The organism is Niallia circulans, from assembly GCF_007273535.1.
Lineage (GTDB): Bacteria > Bacillota > Bacilli > Bacillales > Cytobacillaceae > Niallia > Niallia circulans_B.
Window position 1 is genome coordinate 33,714 of record NZ_RIBP01000001.1, and the last position, 22,845, is coordinate 56,558.

The window sequence follows — 22,845 nt, forward strand, 5'->3', positions numbered from 1 at the left end:
AAAAAGAAGAGGGGAAAAGAACATGAAAAAATTAGTGAAATTATTTGTTGTATTACTTGCAGTTTGGGCTCTTGCAGCCTGTGGAAATGAATCAGCTTCAGGCGATTCGAAAACAGTGAAAGTAAGAATTGGTGTAACCGGTACAGATGGTGAAGTATGGCCACTTTTAAAAGAAAAAGCGAAAAAAGAGGGAATTGAAGTGGAACTAGTAGAGTTCTCTGATTATACCCTTCCTAACCAAGCACTAGCGAACAAGGAGATTGATATTAACTCATTCCAGCATATTGCCTTCCTTAGCCAGTTTGCCAAAGAAAATAATGCAGATTTAGAACCAATTGGTGCTACAGTTATTGCTCCTATGGGGATTTACTCGGAAAAAATCAAGGATATTAAAGAATTGAAAAAAGGCGATAAAATTGCGATTCCTGATGATCCATCAAACCAAGCGCGTGCATTAAAGCTTCTTGAATCAGCAGGCTTAATCAAACTTGCAGATGACTTTGGACTTTTCGGTGATCCTACTAAAATTGTTGAAAATCCAAAAGATCTTGATATTTATCCAGTTGTTGCACAGCAGACTCCACGTGTTCTTCCAGATGTAGCAGCATCTGTCATTAACAACGGTGTTGCAGGTCAGGCAGGGTTTGACCCAGTTAAGGATCCAATTTACTTAGAGGATGCAGATGATGAAAGTGTTCTTCCATATGTTAATGTTTTTGCAGCACGAGCTGACGATGCAGACAATGAAACATATAAACGTATTGTTGAGCTTTACCATGAGGCAGATGTGATAAAAGCAGTAGAAGCAGATACGAACGGTGGCTCCATTGTCGTTGACACACCGAAGGAAGAGCTAGTTAAACAATTTAAAGGACTATAGGAGGGAATTAGCATGAGCAAAGTGGATACAGGTTTAGACGTTATCAATCATTCCGTTGAAAGCAAAAAGGATCTTTATGTACAAACAAGTCAAGCGATTCATGCCAGACCAGAAATCGGAAATCAAGAGTTTTTTGCAAGTGAAACCTTAGTAAATTTATTGGAGGACGCAGGATTTTCGGTAGAAAAGGCAGTGGCTGGGCATGAAACTTCCTTTTGTGCAGTGAAGGACAGCGGAGTTTCTGGACCGACTATCGCTTTCCTTGCCGAATATGATGCTCTTCCAGGTCTTGGACATGCATGCGGTCATAATATCATTGGTACAACAAGTACAGCTGCAGGCATCGCACTTGCAGAAACACTTGCCGAAACAGGAGGACGTGTGCTTGTATTAGGAACTCCTGCAGAAGAAGGCGGACCGAATGGCAGTGCAAAAGGCAGTTTTGTTAAGCATGGCTATTTAAAAGATGTTGACGTTGCATTAATGCTACATCCTGCTGGGAAAACATCATTGACGAGTGAAACACTTGCTGTTGATCCGTTAGATTTTCATTTTTACGGAAAAGCAGCACATGCAGCAGGCTCACCTGAAAAAGGTATTAATGCATTAGATGCGGTCATCCAGCTTTTCAATGGAATTAACGCATTACGACAGCACCTCACAGATGATGTTAGAATACACGGAATCATCACACACGGAGGAGATGCTCCTAATATCGTCCCTGAATATGCATCAGCACGCTTCTTTATTAGGGCGGAATCTTGGAAAAAAGCAGAAGAAGTGTCATTAAAGGTCCGGGCTATTGCTGATGGTGCAGCACTTGCAACAGGAGCGACTGTTAAAGTAGAAAGATTCCAAAATGAAGTGAAGGATTTTGTGCTAAATTACGTATTGGATGATATTTTAAAAGGGGAACTTGAAGCAGTTGGCGAAATTGTTTCGTTAGAAAAAGCGACTGGAAAAGGATCAACAGATGCTGGCAATATCAGCTATGAAGTTCCGACAGCTCACGGCCATATAAAAATTGGACCAGATGATTTAATTGCACACACAAATGAATTCAGAGAGTCTGCACGCTCACAAGTTGGCGATCAGGCAATCATAAGCGGGGCGAAGGCACTTGCGGCAACAGGCTATCGCCTGTTGAAGGATTCTGTTTTGCTTCGTCAAGTTAATAAGGCATTTGATGCAGCTAAAGCAGCAAAAAACAACTAACAGCTAACAGCTAATAAGCCAATAGCTTTAAGAAAAAGGCACAGAGCTTGGGTATATGCCGTTGCTTAAAAAACAATCAATCATATACTCATAGTGAGGATATCGTCCATTCTCATTTCTATTGGATCCATCATCATATTATTATTTCTTTTAAGCGCACCGTTATAGAAGGTGCGCTTTTTTTGATTCTAGTATTAGTTATCCTCTGCAAAATAATCGAAAATAAAGCCTTTAAACTGTAAGGCAGCAGGGGAAAGATAACGTCCATCAACCCAAGCTAAAGCAATAATTCTTTCGTATTCAGGAGGATTAATGGGTATTTTGACAATGTTATTCATGTCGGTTCCTTTCATATCTGGCAGGATGGAAATGCCTAATCCTGCTGCGACTAAACCTGCAATAGTGTCTGCTTCATCACCTTCAAAAGCTATCTTAGGCTGTATTCCTTTTTCCTGTAACATTTCCTCTGTTAATATCCGCAGTGCATAGCCCTGCTTTAACAGAATGAACGGTTCTTCTGCTAACAGGTGCAAATCAATGCTAGTATGCTCAGCAAGCATATGTGTTTTAGGTACATAAACAAATAGCTGTTCACTAAAGAGCCTCGTCCATTCGATTGGTGTATGTAATTCAATCGGACTTACTAGACAAAAATCTAATTCTCCTTTTTTCATATCATCCAGTAGGGAGTGCGAGGGGCTTTGCTTTAAGGTGATATTAATATTGGGAAATTTGCAGCGGAAAGCTGCAATTACATCTGGGATTAAATTCGTACTTAATGTATGCAAAAAACCAAAGGAAACGGCCCCTCGTCCAGGCTCTAGTAATTCCTGTATTTCCTTTTTACCAAGTTCAAATTCCTTCATCATAATGTCAACACGCTGTAAAAACAGCTTCCCATACTTATTAAGTCTGATTGAACGTCCTTGGCGTTCAAATAATGGAGCACCTATCTCTTCTTCAAAGCGGGCAATCGACCGACTTAAGGCAGGCTGTGTAATGCAAAGTGCTTCGGCTGCTTTTGTCACATGCTCCATTTGGGCAAGCGTTCGGAAGTATTCAAATTGTTGCCATTCCATTTCGGCTTCTCTCCTTATTACATGAATGCATTAATATTATTATTATTATGAATTATACATCATAATTGACAGGTGATAACATTAAGTCGAAAACATTAGAAGGAGATGTACTTTGGTAATGGCCATAAAATACGGTACACAAATATTTCGTAAAACAAGCTTTGCTTTTTTTGCGGCAGGCTTCAACACTTTTGCCATTCTGTATTGTGTTCAACCATTGATGCAGGATCTTGCTTCAGAATTTCAGCTTTCTGCAACAATGGCTAGCTTAGCTTTATCACTATCGACGATTTGCTTAGCGGTTAGTATGCTGCTTTTTGGGTCATTGTCTGAAGTATGGGGACGAAAGCCTACTATGGTTTATTCGATGCTTATAGCTTCCATTCTATGCTTATTGACTGCTACCACTGATAATTTTCATGTTTTGCTTTTCTTGAGGATTTTGACAGGAATTGTTTTGGCAGGAGTGCCGTCTGTTGCAATGGCATATCTGGGAGAAGAAGTGGAATCTGTCAGCCTGGGAAAAGCGATGGGACTTTATATTAGCGGCAATGCTATTGGGGCAATGGGTGGGAGAATTATTTCAGGAATCCTGAGTCATTATTTTGGCTGGCATATTGCGATAGGTGCTGTCGGGGTAATTAGTATTGCAGCTACCGTTATTTTTACTTTAACGCTAAGACCCTCGCAAAATTTTAATGCAAAAAGCTTCGGAATATATAATCTTGGCAAGTCATTAACTGCTCATTTAAAGGACCCAGGCCTGCTATGCTTGTTTGGATTAGGGTTTTTGCTGCTTGGAGGTAATGTAGCACTGTTCAATTATATTGGCTATGTGCTGACAGGTGAACCTTATGCGCTGCAGCAAGGCGTGGTGAGCTGGATTTTTCTATTATTTGTTATCGGGATGTTCAGTTCGATTTGGATTGGCAGACTAGTAGACCGCTATGGACGTCAATATATTCTGCTAATGAATCTTGTGCTTATTATAGCAGGAGCCTTACTTACGATTAATGAAAGTTTACTAGGTAAAATTATCGGCTTAGGCATGACAACATTTGGTTTCTTCGGAGGCCATTCGATTGCAAGTGGCTGGGTCAGTCAAAGAGCAGTAAATAATAAAGCCCAGGCATCCTCGCTGTACTTATTCCTGTATTATGCTGGCTCAAGTGTCGGCGGAACACTTGGTGGAGTGTTTTGGACATATATTGGCTGGAGTGGAGTAGTCTCGATGGTTATTGTCTTTTCCATTTTAGGTATTATTCTGGCTGCAGTGCTTCTTAAGATCACAGGAATCAGACAGCAGACAATTAAGAAAACGAAAACAAAACATCCGCAAATAGATAAGTAAGGAGGCTGAGACAAAACCCTAACTTAAAACACAAAAAGGGATACCTTCTGACATAAGCAGAAATATGTTTGGCACAGCTTCCTTATTAAGAAGCAATCAATATCTTAAAGAAACCGATAATAACATAATCGAAGACTTTTTCACATTATTCACCTCTTCTTTATAATTTAGTTAGTTTAAATTATCTGAATAATGTAAAATAAGGATAAGTTTTACAAAATTAGATAAGGACGTGTTTAAATGAAATTATCTTTAATGGAAAAACTCACTCTTATTATTTTAGGTATTTGTACTTTAATTTTTATTTATGGATATATAGAGAATAAAGACTGGATAAATATTGCATTCTTATTAATTCCTGCTGTGTATGTTATTAGACTTATTATAATAAAAAAAGAGAAAATGACATGTTAGATTAGGATAATAGAATGATAGCTTAGAATTGCTAGGTTTAAATAAAGAAAAAAAATAGTGGGTAGTCATCCGTCGATGACTTTACCCACTATTTTTTGTACATTTTACTTATCTTCAGTCATTTGGTTTCATGTCGATTTGACGTAATACTCTTCCACCTAAAGTAGAGGAGGCATTATAAAAATATTGGAGAACAACACTTCTCGTTTCATCAGAAACCTTTGCGAGGTCATTGGCCAGATTCTCGACTAAATGGTCCTGCTGTATGGAAGGAAGTGTATGAAAGTACTGGCCGGCCTGTGTAAAGTCGTCTTGTTTTGGAATACTGGAGCGTTGGAGGCGACCTTTTACATGCCTTCCTTTACCGCTTGTCACGAGAGCTGATGGATCCCAGTTCTGCTGGTTGTTAATTGGTATTGATCGAAAATTAGGACCAAGACGGTGCCGCTGAGAATCCCAGTATATATTGGAGCGACCCTGCAGCATTTTATCATCGGAGAGTTCTGCACCTTCCAGTAGATTGGAAGGTGAAAAGGCGACTTTTTCAACCTGTTCCAGATAATTGTCTGGGTTGCGATTTAAAATCATCCGACCGACAGGAAGAAGGGGATATTGCTGTTCATCCCAAACCTTCGTGTCATCAAGCGGGTCATATGGCAGGCTAACTTCATCCTCAGTTTCCATCAGCTGAACATAGAGAATATATTCTACCTTTTTTCCTATTGCAATTGCCTCAAATAAATCCTTCCCAGCTATATCAGGATTCGTACCGTTCCAATAAGCAGACTCTTTACTATCAATAAATTTGATGCCAGAGGACGGAAGCCAATGATATTTTACATAACGTCTTACACCTTGGGCATTTCTCCATACATATGTACTTACACTGTGGCCAGGGGTATGCCGGAGACTCTTCACTGTACCTGCATCAGAATATAAGCGGACAACGAAATGGATGGACTCAGGGGCACGGGCAACAAAGCTCCAGAAGCGATTTGGATCAATTAGATTATTCACTGGTGAAGGAAGAAAGGCTTTAATCGACTCAGGAAAACGAATCGCATCACGGACAGAAAAAACGGGAATATGATTGCAAATCAGATCGAAAATACCTTTTTCTGTATAAAACTTTGTAGAAAAACCCCTCACATTCCGCGACGTATCCGGAGTGCCTTTCGTGCTGACAGCAAGCGAAAACCTTACTGTAACAGGCACCTGCTGTCCTGGCTCCTGTAAAAAACATAGCTTCGTATAATCGCTCATAGAATGAATCGTTTGAAAGTACCCAAATGCACCATAGCCTTTTACATGGACGGGTCTTTCTGGAATTTTTTCATGGATAAAATTTTCTAATGTTTCATGCAGAATATTATCCTGTTCCAAAACAGGACCTCTTTCTCCAACTGTCTCTGAATGCAACGCCCCAGGTAAATCATTTTGCCAGTCTGAGAGGTCCGAGTAATTCGCTTTTCTACTGTGAAAATGCTGTTCCTTTTCTTTCAATATAAACCAACCCCTGATTATTTAATGGAAAATAAACCTTTATAAAAAGGAATGCTTGAACTTAATATCGATACAAGTTATTCCGCAGTTTGCTAATTTATGACAGACTTATGCTGCTTTATTAAGAATGGAGTCAAATCCTCGTAAACTATTGAAAAAAATAAACACAAAAGGTTTTTTGTTTCCTTTTGTGTAATTTTATCCTAAATGTGTTAAGGTAATTAAAAAAAGAGGAGGTTTTCTATGAGAAAATATGCTGCTGGACTTTCCATTGTTTTAACATTAATAAGTATCAGTCCCCTTTTTTTTAATGCTATTGATGAATGGCTTGTACAAATATTTATTGTTTCTTTCCTAACATCATTAATTTTAGGATTGTATGCGGAGAAAAGTATTTGGAGAAAGCTTGCTCTTTGGTTTTTAAGCTTAGTATTTCTAGTCCTTGTACTATTTTTTGTTGTGACGACATTGCTGTGGAATAAGCCATAAAACAGGGAAACAAGGGTATTATTTACTTGGTTTATTACTTAGTAGAAACTGGTGCTATTAATACTTATAAGTCTTTATGACAAAGAGGAGGGATCACCTAGTGAATCTTCCTTTTTTATCATGAAGACTTTTTCATTGTTAAAGAAAAGAAGATTTTCATAACCGCATTATCCGATTAATTTCTTTGAACATACTTCAAGTCGTGTTAACTGATTTCTTATTGCCAGATAATAAGAAACTCGCTATAATAGCTTTATAATTTGTATGTACAAATTTAATAAATATCTAACAATATAATAGATGAGTATAAATTAGGGGGATAACAATGAAATTTCCGCATGATTTTTTATTTGGGGCAGCATCTGCTTCTTACCAGGTGGAAGGGGCATGGAACGAAGATGGTAAAGGGGTAACAAACTGGGACGTATTTTCGAAATTACCAGGAAAGACTTTCGAAGGGACGAATGGTGATGTTGCAATTGACCATTATCATCGTTATAAAGAGGATATTAAATTAATGGCTGAAATGGGTCTGGAATCCTATCGTTTCTCTGTATCATGGGCACGAATTCTGCCTACAGGTGATGGAGAAGTTAATCCTAAAGGATTAGAATTTTATAATAATCTTATCGATGAGTGCTTAAAGTACGGAATCGTACCATTTGTGACATTGTATCATTGGGATTTGCCAATTACTTTAGAAGAGGACGGCGGTTGGACAAATAGACGTACAGCAGATGCTTTCGTTAAATATGCAGAAGTTTGTTTCCGTGAATTTGGAGACCGTGTTAAACATTGGATTACTTTCAATGAAACAGTTATGTTTACAGGTTTAGGCTATTTAAAAGGTGCACATCCACCAGGCATTACAAATGATGAGAAGAAATACTTCCAAGCAACACACTATGTGTTTTATGCACATGCAAAAGCAGTAGAAGTGTATAAGAGCTTAAAGCAATTCGGTGAAATTGGAATTACACATGTATTTTTGCCAGCCTACAGTGTGGACGGAAAGAAAGAAAACATCATTGCTGCACAGCATGCGAATGAATATGAAACATTCTGGTATTATGATCCGATTTTAAAAGGAGAATATCCTTCATATGTTGTGAAGCAGCTAGAAGAAAAGGGCTGGACTCCAAGCTGGACAGAGGAAGAACTAGATACATTGAAGAGAAATGCAGAAAGCAATGATTTTATCGGCTTGAATTATTATCAGCCAATTCGGGTTGAAAAGATTGCGGAAGGTTCGCTTGCAGTGGAGCATTCAAGAGAATCCTCCACACTTGCTCCTGGTAACCCATCCTTTGACGGCTACTACCGAACAGTCAAAATGGAAGACAAAACATATACGAAATGGGGCTGGGAAATCTCCCCACAAGGCTTCCTTGACGGCTTGCATATGTTAAAAGACCGCTATGGGGATATTAAAATGTACGTAACTGAAAATGGCCTTGGCGACGAGGATCCTATCATTGATAATGAGATTGTCGATGTTCCTAGAATCAAATATATTGAGGAGCATTTAAAGGTTGTGAAGCGTGCAATAGAAGAAGGCATTAACTTAAAAGGCTATTATGCATGGTCTGTTATTGATTTGTTAAGCTGGCTCAACGGTTATAAGAAGCAATACGGATTCATTTATGTCGACCACGCTGATAATTTGAACAGGAAGAAAAAGCTTTCGTTTCACTGGTACAAGCATATCATTGAAACGAGAGGGGAAGAACTTTAAGATAAAACGAAACCTCCTTATGCAAATAGGAGGTTTTTTTGCTTGTGAATCGTTTTAATCAAGTCATTAATTGTTTACAATAGAAGCAATACACTAACTGATTTTTCTGAAGGAGATTTTTATGGCAGTAAAATATAGAGAGATAGCGGATTTCTTGGAAAGAGAAATTACTGAAGGGAAATTTGACGAGACGAATAAGCTTCCAACAGAGGAGGAGCTTGCCAAACAATTTGAGGTAAGCAGAAGCACTGTCAGAAAAGCCGTCACACAGCTTGTTAATCGTGGCTATATATATCAAGTTCAAGGAAGCGGAATGTTCTTGAGAAAAAAATCGGAAACGGATTACATTAACTTAGGGAGCTTGCGTGGCTTAACGAAGGATTTGCCAGCTAAATTAATTGACACGAAGATTTTAGAATTACATGTCTTGGAGGCAGATGATGAGCTCGCAAGGAGGCTTCAATGTGAACTTGGAGCCAAATTATACTACACAAAGCGACTTCGGATTGTAAATGAAGAGCCTTTTTCCATTGAAATCAGCTACTTTAAAAAGGATATCGTTCCATATTTAAATGAGGAAATAGCTGTCCAATCGATCTATACGTATTTAATTGAAGATTTAAAGCTAAGTATCGGGTTTGCTGATAAGATAGTAAACTGTGAGCTGATGGATGAAGACACAGCCAATTTGCTGCAGTTAAAAAGCGGTGATCCTGGATTGATAATCGAAAACACCGTATCACTGACAAATGGTATCATTTTTGAACTGTCGAAATCGATCTTTCATTTCCAGAAAGCAAAAATATTGAATAGAGTAAGCTTTAAATAAGAAGCGGGTTAGTCGAATATTTAGGTATTCCTGCTCATAAATGATAATAAACCAGTCCCATTTCCTAAAAGGAAATGGGACTGGTTTTTAATAAGTGTTAACGATATTTAATTATTACAATTTAAATTTCTTAACACTATCACGCAGGCTTTCAGCCATTGTAGACATAGTTTGTGCAGAATTTGCGATCTCTTCAAATATTGCAGTTTGCTCTTCAGAGGTAGCAGCAATTTGTTGAACATTGCTTGTTGTTTCAACAGAAATAGCACTTAGCTCTTCCATTGATTTAGATACTTGTTGAACACCATTATTCATGTCTTCAATCGCAGTATTAACCTCTGTGATTTGCGTGTTAACACCGTCAACTGATTTCTTAATATCAGCAAAAGCACCTCTTGCATGCTCAAATGTTGCAACACCTTCTTCTAATTTACTGTAACCAGAGTTCATTGCCTCCACAGCATTCGAAGATTCTACTTTGATTGTTTCTACTTTATTTGTAATATTGTTTGCAGCAGTTCTTGATTCCTCCGCTAATTTACGCACTTCTTCAGCTACTACTGCAAATCCTTTACCATGGTCCCCGGCTCTTGCTGCCTCAATCGAAGCATTAAGTGCTAACAGGTTCGTTTGGTCTGATATCGCAGTAATTAACGAAATAATTTCGCCGATTTCATTCGTTTGTTTGCTTAATCTATTAACAACCTCAGATGTATGTTTCATAGATTGGTGAATTTCATCCATTTGCTCAAGCGCAGAATCTATAACCATTGAACCATTTGTTGCAACCTTAGACGTTTCATTAGAATTTGTAGACACGTCCTTAACATTTGAAGCAATAAGCTGCATACCATTAGAAACATCAAATATCCCTTTGTTCATTTTATCGATATTTTGAGTCTGATTTTCTACTCCACTTGATACTTCCTGAATAGATTCAGTTACTTGAACGACGGAAATATTTGTTTGCTCAGCACTTGAGCTAAGCTCTTCAGCAGTTGTTGAAACCTCTTGGGCGTTATGAGCTATTTTATTGATTAAAGTGTTCAGGTCCAATACCATTTGCTGTGTTCCAGTTGCAAGCTGTCCAATTTCATCTTCTCTATTAATATTTAAGTCTTTTACTTCTAAGTTACCATCAGCAACTTGGTTTACGTAGTCCTTTATAGCAATGATAGGATTTGTGATGCGTTTGCTAATAAAGTACGCAATGATTATACCTAAAATAATAAAGATGACAGTTAGCGCTAATGACGTATAAAGAGCCTGTGATTTCAAAGCATTGATAAATGATGCATCCATATCAATACCAGCAATCATATCTGTTCCTTTTATAGGAGCAAAGATAGATTTATGAACCCCAAATTCATCCTTATAAATATCACTATATTGAATTTTTCCTTCTGAAAGTGTTTGTTTCATATCCTCAGAAAAAGTGTAATCTGACCCTTGCTCATCAGAGTTACTTAATGCGACGATGTACTCGTTATTACCTTTTTTAGCAAGAACATAAGTGTTTTCAACCTTATGTTTTTGCTGGTAATAATTCACTTTGTCTAATAGTTCTTTATATGCACTTGCATTGCCACTATCAGCACTTTTAACAAGAGTAGGATCAATGTTTTCAACCATATCATTAAGAACTGTTTCTAATCGATTCTCAAACTGGTCAATAACATAATTATTGATAATATTCATCGAAAAAGTATAAAGAGTTGCACTAAAGATAACGGAAAAAATTGCAATTGGTATAACAAAATCTAAAATATTTTTAAATAGTATCGACTTTTTTCTAGAGGGTAACTTCAACTTTCAGGCCCTCCATTTTCAATATGGACTTTTCAATAGCTGTTATCATATGGTCTAAATGTTCCACTTCTGTATATGGTGAAATCGAGAATAATTTGGAAACATAAATAGGAAGACGCTCAGCTGAATCACTAACATCTACTAAGCATTGCTTTTTAGTGTCACCGAAAAATACATCTTCACGCTGTTGGCCAAGAATTTCAAATAACTCATAGTTTAATTCGTTCGTAAGATTTATTTGTTCAGCAGTTGCTTGACCGCTTTGTTCAAGATCCCATTGCACAGTGTCTTGGTAAATACGGAATGTTGTGATAGGACCAATATTTTTCTCGTTAGTAATACCCATATTAGGGATTCTTTCTTTTAACATTTTTCTGAAGGCTATATTAACGCGAACATAATTTGCAAGAATCTGTTGATAGCCTTCAACACCAAACGCTAATAATGCTGCATAAATAGCGATTGAGCTTCCCATTCTTGAGCACTCCAACGTATAGCCTGTATGGTAGCTACCATATCCACGATTACCAACATAAGGTGTTTCAAACTCTTCAAGGTCAAGAAGACCAAGGCTCTCACCGTCTTTCACTAAGAAAAGACTTGTTAAATATGGTGTTTGCCCAAGCTTTTGGAAGTCGAAGCATAAGCTGTCTGCGATTGAGATATACTGCATTCTTTCGTTAATTTGCATTAAACCTTCCAATACATCCTTTTCAAAGCTAAGAGGATTGTTAGTGAAATCGTAATTGGCAAATAAAGAATAGAAGCCGCCCAGTGCAGAATCTGCATGGATGTGAATTGGTTTTAACTGATGTTTTTTCTCTAATTCAGTAGTAACTTCTTTAATACTTTTCACATCGTCAATACCAAAGCTGTCAGTCGTTCCAGTTGTAGCTACAACATAAATTGGGATACCGCCTTTTTGAATAACAGCTTCCATTTTTTCTTGAAGATCTGTTATGTCCATAGCAAAGTCGCTGCCAGCTTTAACGCGAATCAAATGGTTGCTGCCTATTCCAGTTGCTTCAACAGATTTTAATAGACTATAATGTGCATTTTCTGAAGCGAAGCAATAAAGGTTATTTGGTACTCCTTCCTCTTTAGCATTTGGGAATTGTTTAGCAATAGCTAGACGCAGTCCACTGAATACGGCACCCTGTCCACCCCAAGTAGTGTATCCCCAGCTTTTTGTGTAATCATATCCAACAAGCTTAGACATCATCGAGATTACTTTTACTTCAGCCTCTGCTGCTGCAGGACCATATACATCCCATAGGTTGTTTCCGTTTAATATCGAAGTCGTAAGTAGTCCGATAATTCCAGGAATACTTGCCATTGGTAATACATTAGTAACGAAATTTCTAGTATGGTAGGGATGTCCATCAGAAAGAGCGATAAGTTTATTTACTATTTCCTCCATATTAATCCCGGAATTTGGAGTAGCTGCATTTTCAACTATTTCTTTGTACAAATTGTCACTTTTCTCTTGAATAGGACCTAATGTAGATTTGTTAGGATCTTTCTTACTGTCAATTCCACTTAATAATTGTTCGATATAACCTAATAATTCTAATTGCTGCTGTTTATTTCCATCTTCACTAGGAAATAACTGCTGTACTTTTTTAAAATCCATAATTTCCTCCAAATTATTTTTTGTTAATAAGATAAATGCTTTATAGGGCTAAAAAAGAGAACCATAAAAAAAGGCCCTCTGTAAATAAGGGCTGCAAACAAAAATACAAAAGTAATATGTATGTTGCAGCTCAGCCATCTTAGCTATCAAAATGCCTTAGACCCGAAGCTTTGCGTCTTCACTTTTCAATGAATTTGCCAAATATATAAAGACTTTATCCTACTAACCTATGTCAAAATTATCGGTCGAATTTCCTATTTTTTTAGTGGAAATTTAAAGTTGTTAAATTCTGAAAGTTCATCATCTTTCAATTTCCTTATTTGTTTTGCAGTTTTTTATTTAATAGAAACATTTCACCATGTTTTCACCAAACATTATTAAACTGCAATTAACGAAAGGAAAGGAGGAATATAACAGGCAGAATTAGGACTAGGAAATAGCTACCATTGATCCTCACTCACTGTTTATTTTGACTAAGGAAATTAGGCAGGAAGGATAAATTCAGGAATCCAAGCTTACTTAAATAAATGGAAAATATAATACAAACAACAAGGAGCGAATAAAAATGGGTATTTTTAAGCGAATTAAAACAATTACAACTTCAGGTATCAATGGATTATTGGATAAAACGGAGGATCCAATTGCTATGCTGAATGAATATTTACGAGAAATGGAACAGGAGCTAAATAAAGCACAATCAGCCATTTCCAAACAGCTGTTTGCTGAAAATAAACAGTCTGCATTAATAGCACAAACGAAGGAGAATATTGGTCAAAGAACGCGACAAGCAACATCTGCTCTCCAGAAGGGAGACGAGGCTGCTGCTAAATTGGCTGTCGGGGAAAAAATCTATCTTGAACAGCAGCTCAGTCTGTATAATCAGCAGCTTGATGCTATTAAGGAGCAAACGGTTGTACTAAAGGACAAGTTTAGTGAGCTGCAGACCACTCTTAATGAACTGGGACAAAAGAAAACGGTGCTTGCATCTCGTGCAAATGTTGCGAAAAACGCTAAACAAATCCAAACCATAACAGTATCCTTTGGTGGAGATAATATTTTAAAAGGTGTTACTAGAATGGAGGAGAAAATCCTCTTCTTGGAAGCGGAAGTCCAAGCTTGTGGGTATACACCAAATCCGTTGAACAGTGCTGACAAAACGGTTAGTGAGGAGGCAATTGCTGTTGAGTTGAATAAACTTATGGGAGAAAAAGAGGCTATATAGGTTGAAGAAAAGCACCGGTTTTGGTGCTTTTTTTTGTGATGTAGAAAGAAAGTCTTTAAAAACTGAAAAAATTCGCAGAACGGTTCTATAACAAAACAAAGTATTGGCGGCAGGCTTGGGTCTTTTTAGTGAAGAGATTTGAATATTGCTTATGGGAATTAAGCCCAGTGTTTTAGACATATTATATTAAGACTTTAATTTATGTCTGTTACGCTCTTTCCTTATTTTTTAAAAAATAGGTGTGTCCATGGGGGAGAAGCGGTTTCTGTTAAGTACTTTCGCTAATATATTATAAGGTATTAAGAAATCAAGTTTGGTAAGGGAGGCTGCAGTTCAATTGGAGGTAATTATGATTAGTAAGGACAAGCAGTAATTACCATGAATTCGGAAAAAATATAATGGTGTAAAAAGCCTGTGATTGGAAGATTCTTTTAGATAGAAATAAAAATATGATGATGTATCTAAGTGCCAACAAGCAGAGCAATGAAAGAAAGAAAAAACCATTGCATGTCGATACAATATACGAAGTAATTAAAATTCTATTATTAGTTGTAAGTAATCTTATTGTGATAACTAATGGCTTGTCTTCACAGGTTAACGCAGGTCCTTTCTTAATTAATATTTTCTTTCAATAAAATAGCTGAGCTCATTACTAAAAAGCACCTCTTAATACAATCCCCTATAATACCATTAAAACCTCCTTCTCACTTACTTGAAAGGTGTACTCATATGAGTGCACCTTTCTCTATTTACAACATAGACTAATATATTTAAGCAAATTCATCATTTTTCATCACTGCATCATAAATGGGTATCTGTATTATAACAGAATAGGACGAGCTGCAATATATTGTTAAGGAAGAAATAATTAACAGATGGAAGGGGAAAAAATTTATGGAGCTTCATTTAGATTTCATGTTATTTCATAAGCATAATAAGAAAAAGGACTGCAAATGCAAGGATAAACACAAGCATGGTCACAAATGTGACGGGAACTGTGTAAATGGCATCAAAGACGAACTTAAAAGACTTCATGGTCGTCTTGTGAAGATTGTTACAAATGGCGGATATTTCATTGGTGTGGTAGGGAAGGTTGATTGTGATACAGTAGCATTAGGACCTGCACCATGGTATTATCCTATCACTGTTTCCCTTTGTGAAATTAACGCAGTAATTGAATTGCCATATTATCCTTATTACGGTAGTTCAGAAGCAATGACTACGGCTGATCAACTTGCAATGAACTATGCTGGAACTCTAGAAGTAGACGCTGAATAATAGGCAGAAATAAGGGGTGTACTCAATAGTGAGTGCACCCCTTTTCTATTATCCGATCAAGTGAAGGCAAAATTCGAGGTCTGCTTGTAAATGGCTTTTCATCAACTGTTCTGCTTTCTGGCCATCTCTTTCTTTAATAGCTTCATAAATTTGCTCATGTTCGTCAATTAGGTGTGGGCGATTATAGAAAACAACTGTTTTTCTAAAAAGATAAATAGTGGACTGCATGCGGTCAATAATATCAATCATGACGTTATTGTTGCTTGATTGCACAATAATTTCATGAAAACGCTCGTTTGCCTTCATTATGTCTTCTATTTTCCCATTCCTTCCGATTTCAACACAGGCCAATAATTCCTCGAGTTCTTTTTCTTTTATGTATGAGGCTGCACATTGGGCAGAATAGCCTTCCAAAAGAATGCGGACTTGGAACATATTACGTAAGTCTTTCTCCGTCGGCTTCACGACTCGTTTGTTGACGATAAGTCCCTCGTACTCCAATTTCCTAATAGACTCCCTGATAGGTGTTCTGCTCACACCAAGCTCTGCTGCAATTTTTTCTTCAACTATTTTAGTGCCACCTTGCAGCTCGCCATTTAGTATTTTGTCCCGTAACATTTCATAGGACTGATGCGATGCAGAACGAGAACGCTCACTTCCATACATAGTTTCACCTCCTATACAATTGCTATTTATCTGTATCTTACCAAAGAAAAGCTAAAAATAATATAAAGAAAAATAGCTGAAATGATATTTTGTATACAAAAAATAAAAAAATGTATACAATTTTTATGTAATCGTGTACAATGAGTTTGTAGAAAGTTGAAAACGATTTCAGTTATTGAAATATTTTAAAAAACAAAAGTGTGCAATTTTGCAAATGCTTACAAGATTGAGGAGGAATATATAGATGGAACAAAAAGTTGGATTTATTGGATTAGGAATTATGGGGAAGCCAATGTCTTTGAACCTTATAAAATCAGGACATTCTTTAACTGTATTGGATCTTAACAAAGAGGCGGTTGCACAGCTAACAGCTGCTGGAGCGGAAGCTGCTTCAACTCCAAAGGAGCTTGCAGCAAATGCGGATATTATTATTACCATGCTACCTGCATCTAAACATGTAAAGGAAGTTATTATTGGCGAGAATGGAATTTTGGAGGGTGCTAAGCCAGGTACTGTGATAATTGACATGAGCTCAATCACACCAAATGTGTCACGTGAGCTTGCAGAAATTGCCGCAAAACGGGGCGTAGCCATGCTAGATGCGCCTGTAAGTGGTGGAGAGCCGAAAGCAATTGATGGAACATTATCGATTATGGTTGGAGGAAAGCCAGAGGTTTTTGAAAGCGCTAAAACAGTTCTAAACGGAATGGGAAAGGACATCGTATTAGTGGGGGATAATGGCTGTGGCGTGACAGCAAAGCTTGCTAATCAAATAATTGTAAACCTTAACATTGCAGCAATGTCAGAGGCATTAGTGCTTGCGGCAAAAGCAGGTATTGATGTTGAGAAGATGTATGAAGCAATTCGTGGTGGACTTGCAGGCAGTACAGTATTAGATGCTAAGGTACCGATGATTCTGGAAAGGAATTTCACTCCTGGAGGAAGTATTGCTATTAATATGAAGGACATAACAAATGTAATGGACACAGCACATGAGATTGGCGTGCCATTGCCTTTATCTAGTCATCTGCTGGAAATATTCCATGCATTAAAAACAGACGGAAAAGTGAATGATGACCATTCAAGTATTGTCAGATATTACGAAAAGCTTGCTAATACTGAAGTAAAGAAGGCGGAGAAATAATGGAAGACATGCGATTAAATGCAGAATACCTTAAGCAACTGCCAGCGATAGATAAGAAGGAAGCAGATAAGTTAGCAGCAGAGGCACTTAAGGAATTAAACAAAAAAATCATTGTGCTTGATGATGATCCGACAGGTGTGCAGACGGTGAATAATATTTCTGTCTTTACGGATTGGTCAGAAGAAGCTATAGAGGCTGGTTTCCAAGAAGCTGCTTCAATGTTCTTCATTTTGACGAACTCAAGAGGGCTGACAGAAAAAGAAACCGAAGCTGTTCATCGTGAAATTGCTGAAAACATCCTTGCAGTCGCAACAAAGCTTGATAAGGAATTTTTGATCATCAGCAGAGGAGACTCCACTCTAAGAGGACATTATCCTCTTGAAACTGCTGTTCTTAGAGATACACTTGAAGAAAATTCTGCACTTAAGATAGACGGAGAAGTAATACTGCCATATTTCAAAGAAGGCGGTCGATTTACTCTAAATAATATCCACTATGTGCAAACAGGTACAAAGCTTGTTCCTGCTGGAGAAACGGAATTTGCAAAAGACCGTACATTCGGCTACTCAAGTTCTCATCTTGGAGAATGGGTCGAAGAAAAGTCAAATGGGGACTATTTAGCAAAAAACACCTTATATATTTCGATTGAACAGCTGCGTGCAATGGAAGTAGAAGCTATTGCTGAACAGCTTACTAATGTTCAGGATTTTAATAAAATAGTTGTCAACGCTGCTGATGAAGCAGATGTGAAGGTCTTTACAGCTGCACTTGTAAAAGCAATTCAGTCAGGCAAAAACTTTTTGTTCCGAACAGCTGCGGCACTGCCGAAGGTTATAGGAGGAGTTCAAGACAAGGGGCTTTTAACAAGGAAAGAGCTAGTGAACGAAGAGACGACAAATGGTGGGTTAATTATTGTTGGCTCTCATGTGAAGAAGACGACAGAGCAATTAGAAAAATTACAAGAGTTATCTACCATTGAATTTATTGAGTTTAATACAAACCTAGTCCTAGAACCTGATAAATTTAAAGAAGAGTGTGAACGGGTTATTGAAACAGTTGAAGACTTCATCACTTCAGGCAGGACAGTAGCTGTTTATACAAGCAGAAAAAGGCTTGACCTTGGAGAAAACAAAAAAGAAGAGGAACTGAAGCTGTCTGTCTCCATTTCAGATGCAGTTACGTCCATTGTAACTAAATTGAAGGTGCGACCGAATTTCCTTGTAGCTAAAGGGGGCATAACGTCAAGTGACGTTGGTACTAAAGGCCTGGCAGTAAAAAGAGCAACAGTAGCTGGACAAATTAGACCAGGAATTCCAGTCTGGATTACAGGGGAAGAAAGTAAATACCCTGGTATGTCCTATGTAATCTTCCCGGGGAATGTTGGATCAGTAGATGATTTAAAAACAGTTGTTGAGCTGTTGAGCAGTAAGGATTAATCAAATATAGACATGGAATGCCTTTATGGCATTCCAAAATTCAAAAGGGAATCGAGGGAGAAATATGCCGATTGTATATATATGTATTGGGGTAGCGCTTTTGCTCTTATTAATGGTGGTCTTTAAGTTAAACGCTTTCATATCGCTTGTGATTGTGTCATTGCTAGTAGGTGTTATGGAAGGCATGGCACCAACTGAAGCAATGGAATCTATAACAACTGGTCTCGGCAGTACATTAGGCCATCTTGTTTTAGTCATCTGTTTTGGTGGAATGCTCGGTAAATTAATGGCCGATTCTGGTGGGGCCCAGCGAATTGCAACAACATTGATTAATTCATTTGGGAAAAAACGGGTTCAGCTTGCTGCTGTTCTAACAGCAGGGATAGTTGGAATTGCATTATTCTTTGAAACAGGTGTAGTCGTATTAATTCCACTTGTGTTTACAATTGCAGCTCAGGCAGGTGTGCCAATTCTTTATATTGGAATGCCAGTTATTTCTGCTTTAATCACAATGCATGGCTTTGTACCACCACATCCAGGACCAACAGCAGTTGCTGCTGTTTATGACGCTAATATTGGTAAAACATTATTATATGGTGTGCTTATTGCGATACCAGCTATTTACTTAAGTGGTCCACTATATGTAAAAACGTTTAAGAAAGCAGATTTAGAAGTTGAAATACCAAAAGGGTTATTTACTCCAAAGCATTTTAAGGAAAGTGAGCTGCCAAGCTTTGGTATCAGTGTATTCACTGCACTTATTCCAGTTATCCTTATTGCCTTCCAAGCAATAGTTGAAATTGCAATGCCTAATTCATCCTTGCTCCCGGTAGCACAGTTTCTAGGTGATCCTGGCTTTGCCTTATTGATAGCGGTTATTGTTGCCATCTTTACATTTGGTTTAAACAGAGGCAAGAAAATGCCTGAAATTATGAATTCCATTTCTGAGTCAGTAAGCAGCATTGCCATGATTCTGTTAGTAATTGCAGGGGGCGGCGCATTTAAGCAAGTTTTGATTGATACACATGTAGATCAATATGTCGCTAACCTTATGGAAGGCTCGACAATGTCACCGTTAATTCTGGCATGGCTTATCGCTGCAATCCTGCGCGTGGTTCTTGGATCAGCAACAGTTGCAGGCTTAACAGCAGCCGGCATTGCAGCACCATTAGTCGGAGCGGCACATGTGAGTCCAGAACTAATGGTATTAGCGACAGGGGCAGGAAGTATGACATTCTCTCATGTTAACGATGCAGGATTTTGGATTTACAAGGAATATTTCAATCTTTCGATTGGAAAAACAATCCGTACATGGTCTGTAATGGTTACAATAGCTTCCTTAGTTGGGCTTGCTGGTGTGCTAATTATTAACTTCTTTATTAGTTAAATAGTTTCTACTATATAAAGGGTGTTAAAGATAAATATTCATATGACTGCATTCTAGGCACATTTAGAATGCAGTTTTTTTTGCGTATGCATATGTGATAGGTTCTAAGCTATGTATGCTCGGGAAAACAATCGGAATAATAAATGTAAATAAATGAAATGTGAGGAGAGTTCTATTGGCAAATTTTAAAGGTCTCCCGGCACTGATGATATTGGATGTACAAAAGGGATTTGATGACCCATATTGGGGAAGCAGGAATAATCCGCAAGCAGAAGAAAATATAGCTCTGCTGTTAAAGGCATGGCGAAACAATAACGGGAAGATTATTTATTCTCAACACCTGTCCGTTCAACCGCAATCCCCACTCCATTATAAGAATAATGTTGGTATACAGTTTAAGGAAATAGTGCAGCCCAAAAGCAATGAAAAAATTATTCAAAAAAATGTAAACAGTGCCTTTATTGGTACAAGTTTAGAAACCTATCTTCAAGAGCAACAAATAGAAGAATTAATAATAACAGGTTTATCAACACAGCATTGTGTTTCAACAACAACGCGGATGTCTGGGAACTTAGGATATAAAACATTCCTCGTAGCTGATGCTACTGCTGCATTTGAAATTACCGACCATAACGGTGTTTCATATAGTGCAGAAGCAATACATAAACATGAGTTGGCGATGCTCCAAAATGAATTTGCAACAATCTTAACGACAGATGAGATTATCGGTGAGTTAAACAGTTTATAGCATAGGAAATTTAGTATAGTAATTATTTATAGTGTCTCATTTAAAGAGGCTGGGACAAAACAAAAGATAACCTTTCTAAACACGAATAATAAAATTACATCTAATTTTAAAACAATGAAGCTTGTGACTAAATAGAAAATGGAGTTAAAATTAGTTCGTTTCATTACGCGCCCGTCCTCGCCTGCGGGGTCTAAAGCGTCCTCTAATTCCCTTATTAGTCGAGTGGCCTCCGCTCCATTCCACTAAGATTTCTAATTATTGTATGAAAACTAAAAACAAAAAAACCGAACCATTTAATCAATAGTGAAATGCCCCCTGTCAAGTAGACAGTTGAAATAATAAAAAAGATTTAAACAGCTTGAGCTCTATATTCCATAGGGCTTAAGCCGTTTAATCGTTTTTGATATCTTTCATAATTATAAAAATGAATATACTCCTCTATCGCATGTTCAAGTTCCTCAAATGTCTTATATTTATGTATATAATACTTCTCACATTTCAGTGTTCCCCAAAAAGATTCCATCGGTCCATTATCAATACATCGACCAACTCTTGACATACTCTGCGTCATTTTCGCCGCATCTATCCTTTGCTTAAATCCTTTGGAGGTATATTGATACCCACGATCACTATGGATAAGTGGATGTTCCTCCTCTAATAATAGTGCAGTTGCTTGGTCTAGCGTCTTAAATACAAGTCTATTATTATTGGAATGTCCTATAACAAAACTTACAATGGAGCCATCATAAAGGTCACGAATTGCACTTAAATAAGCCTTCCTTGATTGGCCATACTTAAATTCCGTTACATCTGTAACCCATTTTTCATTTGGTTTCTCCGCAGTAAATTCTCGATTTAGTCTATTTTCCGCCACCTGTTTAGGAGTAAAGTGTTTATAACGTTTCTTCTTGATGCGGATAATCGAGCGTAAGCCCGCCACTTTCATTAGTCGATAGATTCTTTTATGATTAAGTTTCTCTTTAAACTGTCTATTCATGTGAAGCGTCATTTGACGATAACCGAAGGTACTATCCACTTTTTCATGAAGAATCTTCATTTCTTTTATGATTTTTTCATTCAGTAAATCCTGGGAAGTAGGGAGACGATTCAGCCATTTATAATAGGCGGATCGTGCTATTTTGACTATTTCACAAAGTAAAGAAATACTTATGTTTTCTTCCCTATGAAGCTCCTGGATAGCGATATATTTATCCTCGAATCGGATAGGCTTTATTTTCTCCTCCTTTCTATCTCCTCCAACTTTTTTAAATACAAATTCTCCGCACGCAACCGTTCATTTTCTCTTTCTAGCTTTTTCATTTGAAGCTTGAATTTTTCTTCTGGAGTTAGCTTTGATTCCTCTTTCCTTTTACCACGTCTATCTTTCAACGCTTCTTCTCCGCCATCTTCATACTTCTTTACCCAGTGATAAACTTGTTGATAAGAAACTTGATACGTATCCGCTGCTTCTTGATAATTTTTTCCGTTCCCCAAGCAATCAAGTACAATATGTAATCGTTCTTCCCAAGTTAGTTTGCTTTCATTAGTCATAGAGCCCGTCCTTTCTTGTGACGCATCTTTTAATTCACTATGACTATTATACTTCCTAATCCAACTTCTGAGGACAGAGGGATGGGATATTTCATACATTCTAGAAACCTCACGAATCGAAGAACCACCGGACAAATACTCTTTTATGGCGGATAACTTTAGTTCTTCCGAATATTTTTTCCATGCGGAAGACTCCTTTAATCCTTCTAAGCCAAAGGTATCAAACTTATATTTCCATTCCAAAACGGTGGCATGATGTACTTTATAAATGGATGCCACTTTAAGTGAAGAAAGTGATTCATCAAACGCCTTCACTATTTCATATTTTTCTTCTGCAGAGTAAAACTTTCGAGACATAAAAAATACTCCCCTATAGTATCCAGATTTTATTTTTTAACCTGTCTACCTATAGGGGAGCTTATCATAGTTGATTAAGTAGTTCGGTCTTTACGCTGGTTCACATACTTATGTCCCAG

General features: G+C 37.5%; 20 protein-coding genes and 1 riboswitch. Of the genes, 14 read left to right on the top strand and 6 right to left on the bottom strand.

Annotated elements, in window-relative coordinates:
* Positions 1 to 22 precede the first annotated feature (22 nt).
* Together CEQ21_RS01145 and CEQ21_RS01150 are read left to right on the top strand one after the other, a co-directional pair.
* On the top strand, positions 23 to 880 hold the full coding sequence (locus tag CEQ21_RS01145; RefSeq protein ID WP_185762874.1) for a MetQ/NlpA family ABC transporter substrate-binding protein: 858 nt from the start codon (positions 23 to 25) through the stop codon (positions 878 to 880).
* Positions 881 to 892: 12 nt separating this feature from the next.
* Positions 893 to 2,095, top strand: coding sequence for a M20 family metallopeptidase (locus CEQ21_RS01150; protein ID WP_185762875.1), 1,203 nt, complete (start codon positions 893 to 895; stop codon positions 2,093 to 2,095).
* Positions 2,096 to 2,289: 194 nt separating this feature from the next.
* Here the strand turns inward: CEQ21_RS01150 and CEQ21_RS01155 are convergent, their stop codons facing one another.
* Complete coding sequence (locus CEQ21_RS01155; protein ID WP_185762876.1) at positions 2,290 to 3,174, bottom strand: LysR family transcriptional regulator; 885 nt, start codon at positions 3,172 to 3,174, stop codon at positions 2,290 to 2,292.
* Between the two features lie 118 nt (positions 3,175 to 3,292).
* Here CEQ21_RS01155 and CEQ21_RS01160 point away from each other — a divergent pair, with 118 nt between their 5' ends.
* A complete protein-coding gene (locus CEQ21_RS01160; protein WP_185764034.1) occupies positions 3,293 to 4,525 on the top strand; it encodes an MFS transporter in 1,233 nt (410 codons plus the stop codon).
* 240 nt (positions 4,526 to 4,765) lie between these two features.
* Positions 4,766 to 4,939 (top strand): hypothetical protein, encoded by a 174-nt coding sequence (locus CEQ21_RS01165; protein ID WP_185762877.1) that lies wholly within the window; start codon positions 4,766 to 4,768, stop codon positions 4,937 to 4,939.
* Positions 4,940 to 5,053: 114 nt separating this feature from the next.
* Here the strand turns inward: CEQ21_RS01165 and CEQ21_RS01170 are convergent, their stop codons facing one another.
* Positions 5,054 to 6,442, bottom strand: a complete 1,389-nt coding sequence (locus CEQ21_RS01170) for a catalase (RefSeq protein ID WP_185762878.1) — start codon at positions 6,440 to 6,442, stop codon at positions 5,054 to 5,056.
* A gap of 243 nt (positions 6,443 to 6,685) precedes the next feature.
* On the opposite strand from CEQ21_RS01170, the gene CEQ21_RS01175 reads away from it, so the two are divergent.
* The 3 genes from CEQ21_RS01175 (at position 6,686) to CEQ21_RS01185 (ending at position 9,495) form a co-directional block, all read left to right on the top strand.
* Positions 6,686 to 6,931, top strand: a complete 246-nt coding sequence (locus CEQ21_RS01175; protein WP_185762879.1) for a hypothetical protein — start codon at positions 6,686 to 6,688, stop codon at positions 6,929 to 6,931.
* Between the two features lie 325 nt (positions 6,932 to 7,256).
* Complete coding sequence (locus CEQ21_RS01180; protein ID WP_185762880.1) at positions 7,257 to 8,666, top strand: GH1 family beta-glucosidase; 1,410 nt, start codon at positions 7,257 to 7,259, stop codon at positions 8,664 to 8,666.
* 121 nt (positions 8,667 to 8,787) lie between these two features.
* Complete coding sequence (locus CEQ21_RS01185) at positions 8,788 to 9,495, top strand: GntR family transcriptional regulator (RefSeq protein WP_185762881.1); 708 nt, start codon at positions 8,788 to 8,790, stop codon at positions 9,493 to 9,495.
* Between the two features lie 114 nt (positions 9,496 to 9,609).
* Here CEQ21_RS01185 and CEQ21_RS01190 read toward each other — a convergent pair whose 3' ends face one another.
* Both CEQ21_RS01190 and CEQ21_RS01195 read right to left on the bottom strand, forming a co-directional pair.
* Positions 9,610 to 11,304, bottom strand: coding sequence for a methyl-accepting chemotaxis protein (locus tag CEQ21_RS01190; RefSeq protein WP_185762882.1), 1,695 nt, complete (start codon positions 11,302 to 11,304; stop codon positions 9,610 to 9,612).
* Entirely contained in the window at positions 11,288 to 12,937 is a 1,650-nt protein-coding gene (locus CEQ21_RS01195) for a pyridoxal phosphate-dependent decarboxylase family protein (protein ID WP_185762883.1), read from the bottom strand. Before CEQ21_RS01195 ends, CEQ21_RS01190 begins: the two co-directional genes overlap by 17 nt.
* A gap of 121 nt (positions 12,938 to 13,058) precedes the next feature.
* Positions 13,059 to 13,146, bottom strand: a riboswitch (cyclic di-GMP riboswitch).
* A 356-nt stretch (positions 13,147 to 13,502) separates the two neighbouring features.
* On the opposite strand from CEQ21_RS01195, the gene CEQ21_RS01200 reads away from it, so the two are divergent.
* From CEQ21_RS01200 to CEQ21_RS01210, 3 genes are all read left to right on the top strand, one after another.
* Entirely contained in the window at positions 13,503 to 14,159 is a 657-nt protein-coding gene (locus tag CEQ21_RS01200; protein ID WP_185762884.1) for a PspA/IM30 family protein, read from the top strand.
* Between the two features lie 449 nt (positions 14,160 to 14,608).
* Positions 14,609 to 14,794, top strand: coding sequence for a hypothetical protein (locus tag CEQ21_RS01205; RefSeq protein WP_185762885.1), 186 nt, complete (start codon positions 14,609 to 14,611; stop codon positions 14,792 to 14,794).
* Between the two features lie 259 nt (positions 14,795 to 15,053).
* Complete coding sequence (locus CEQ21_RS01210) at positions 15,054 to 15,437, top strand: hypothetical protein (RefSeq protein ID WP_185762886.1); 384 nt, start codon at positions 15,054 to 15,056, stop codon at positions 15,435 to 15,437.
* A 48-nt stretch (positions 15,438 to 15,485) separates the two neighbouring features.
* Here the strand turns inward: CEQ21_RS01210 and CEQ21_RS01215 are convergent, their stop codons facing one another.
* Complete coding sequence (locus CEQ21_RS01215; RefSeq protein WP_185762887.1) at positions 15,486 to 16,103, bottom strand: GntR family transcriptional regulator; 618 nt, start codon at positions 16,101 to 16,103, stop codon at positions 15,486 to 15,488.
* Positions 16,104 to 16,347: 244 nt separating this feature from the next.
* On the opposite strand from CEQ21_RS01215, the gene garR reads away from it, so the two are divergent.
* From garR to CEQ21_RS01235, 4 genes are all read left to right on the top strand, one after another.
* Positions 16,348 to 17,247 carry a 2-hydroxy-3-oxopropionate reductase gene (gene garR, locus CEQ21_RS01220; RefSeq protein WP_185762888.1) on the top strand — a complete coding sequence of 300 codons (900 nt, stop codon included), beginning with the start codon at positions 16,348 to 16,350 and terminating at the stop codon, positions 17,245 to 17,247.
* A gap of 8 nt (positions 17,248 to 17,255) precedes the next feature.
* Positions 17,256 to 18,683: a four-carbon acid sugar kinase family protein gene (locus CEQ21_RS01225; protein WP_185764035.1), complete on the top strand. Its 1,428-nt coding sequence runs from the start codon at positions 17,256 to 17,258 to the stop codon at positions 18,681 to 18,683.
* Positions 18,684 to 18,747: 64 nt separating this feature from the next.
* Complete coding sequence (locus CEQ21_RS01230; RefSeq protein WP_185762889.1) at positions 18,748 to 20,070, top strand: gluconate:H+ symporter; 1,323 nt, start codon at positions 18,748 to 18,750, stop codon at positions 20,068 to 20,070.
* 205 nt (positions 20,071 to 20,275) lie between these two features.
* Positions 20,276 to 20,818, top strand: coding sequence for a cysteine hydrolase family protein (locus CEQ21_RS01235; protein WP_185764036.1), 543 nt, complete (start codon positions 20,276 to 20,278; stop codon positions 20,816 to 20,818).
* A 349-nt stretch (positions 20,819 to 21,167) separates the two neighbouring features.
* Here CEQ21_RS01235 and CEQ21_RS01240 read toward each other — a convergent pair.
* Positions 21,168 to 22,726, bottom strand: a protein-coding gene (locus CEQ21_RS01240) for an IS3 family transposase (protein ID WP_235907135.1) whose coding sequence is annotated in 2 segments (ribosomal slippage) — positions 21,168 to 22,075 and positions 22,075 to 22,726 — 1,560 coding nt in all. Because the reading frame shifts where the segments join, the coding sequence is not laid out codon by codon here.
* Between the last annotated feature and the right edge of the window lie 119 nt (positions 22,727 to 22,845).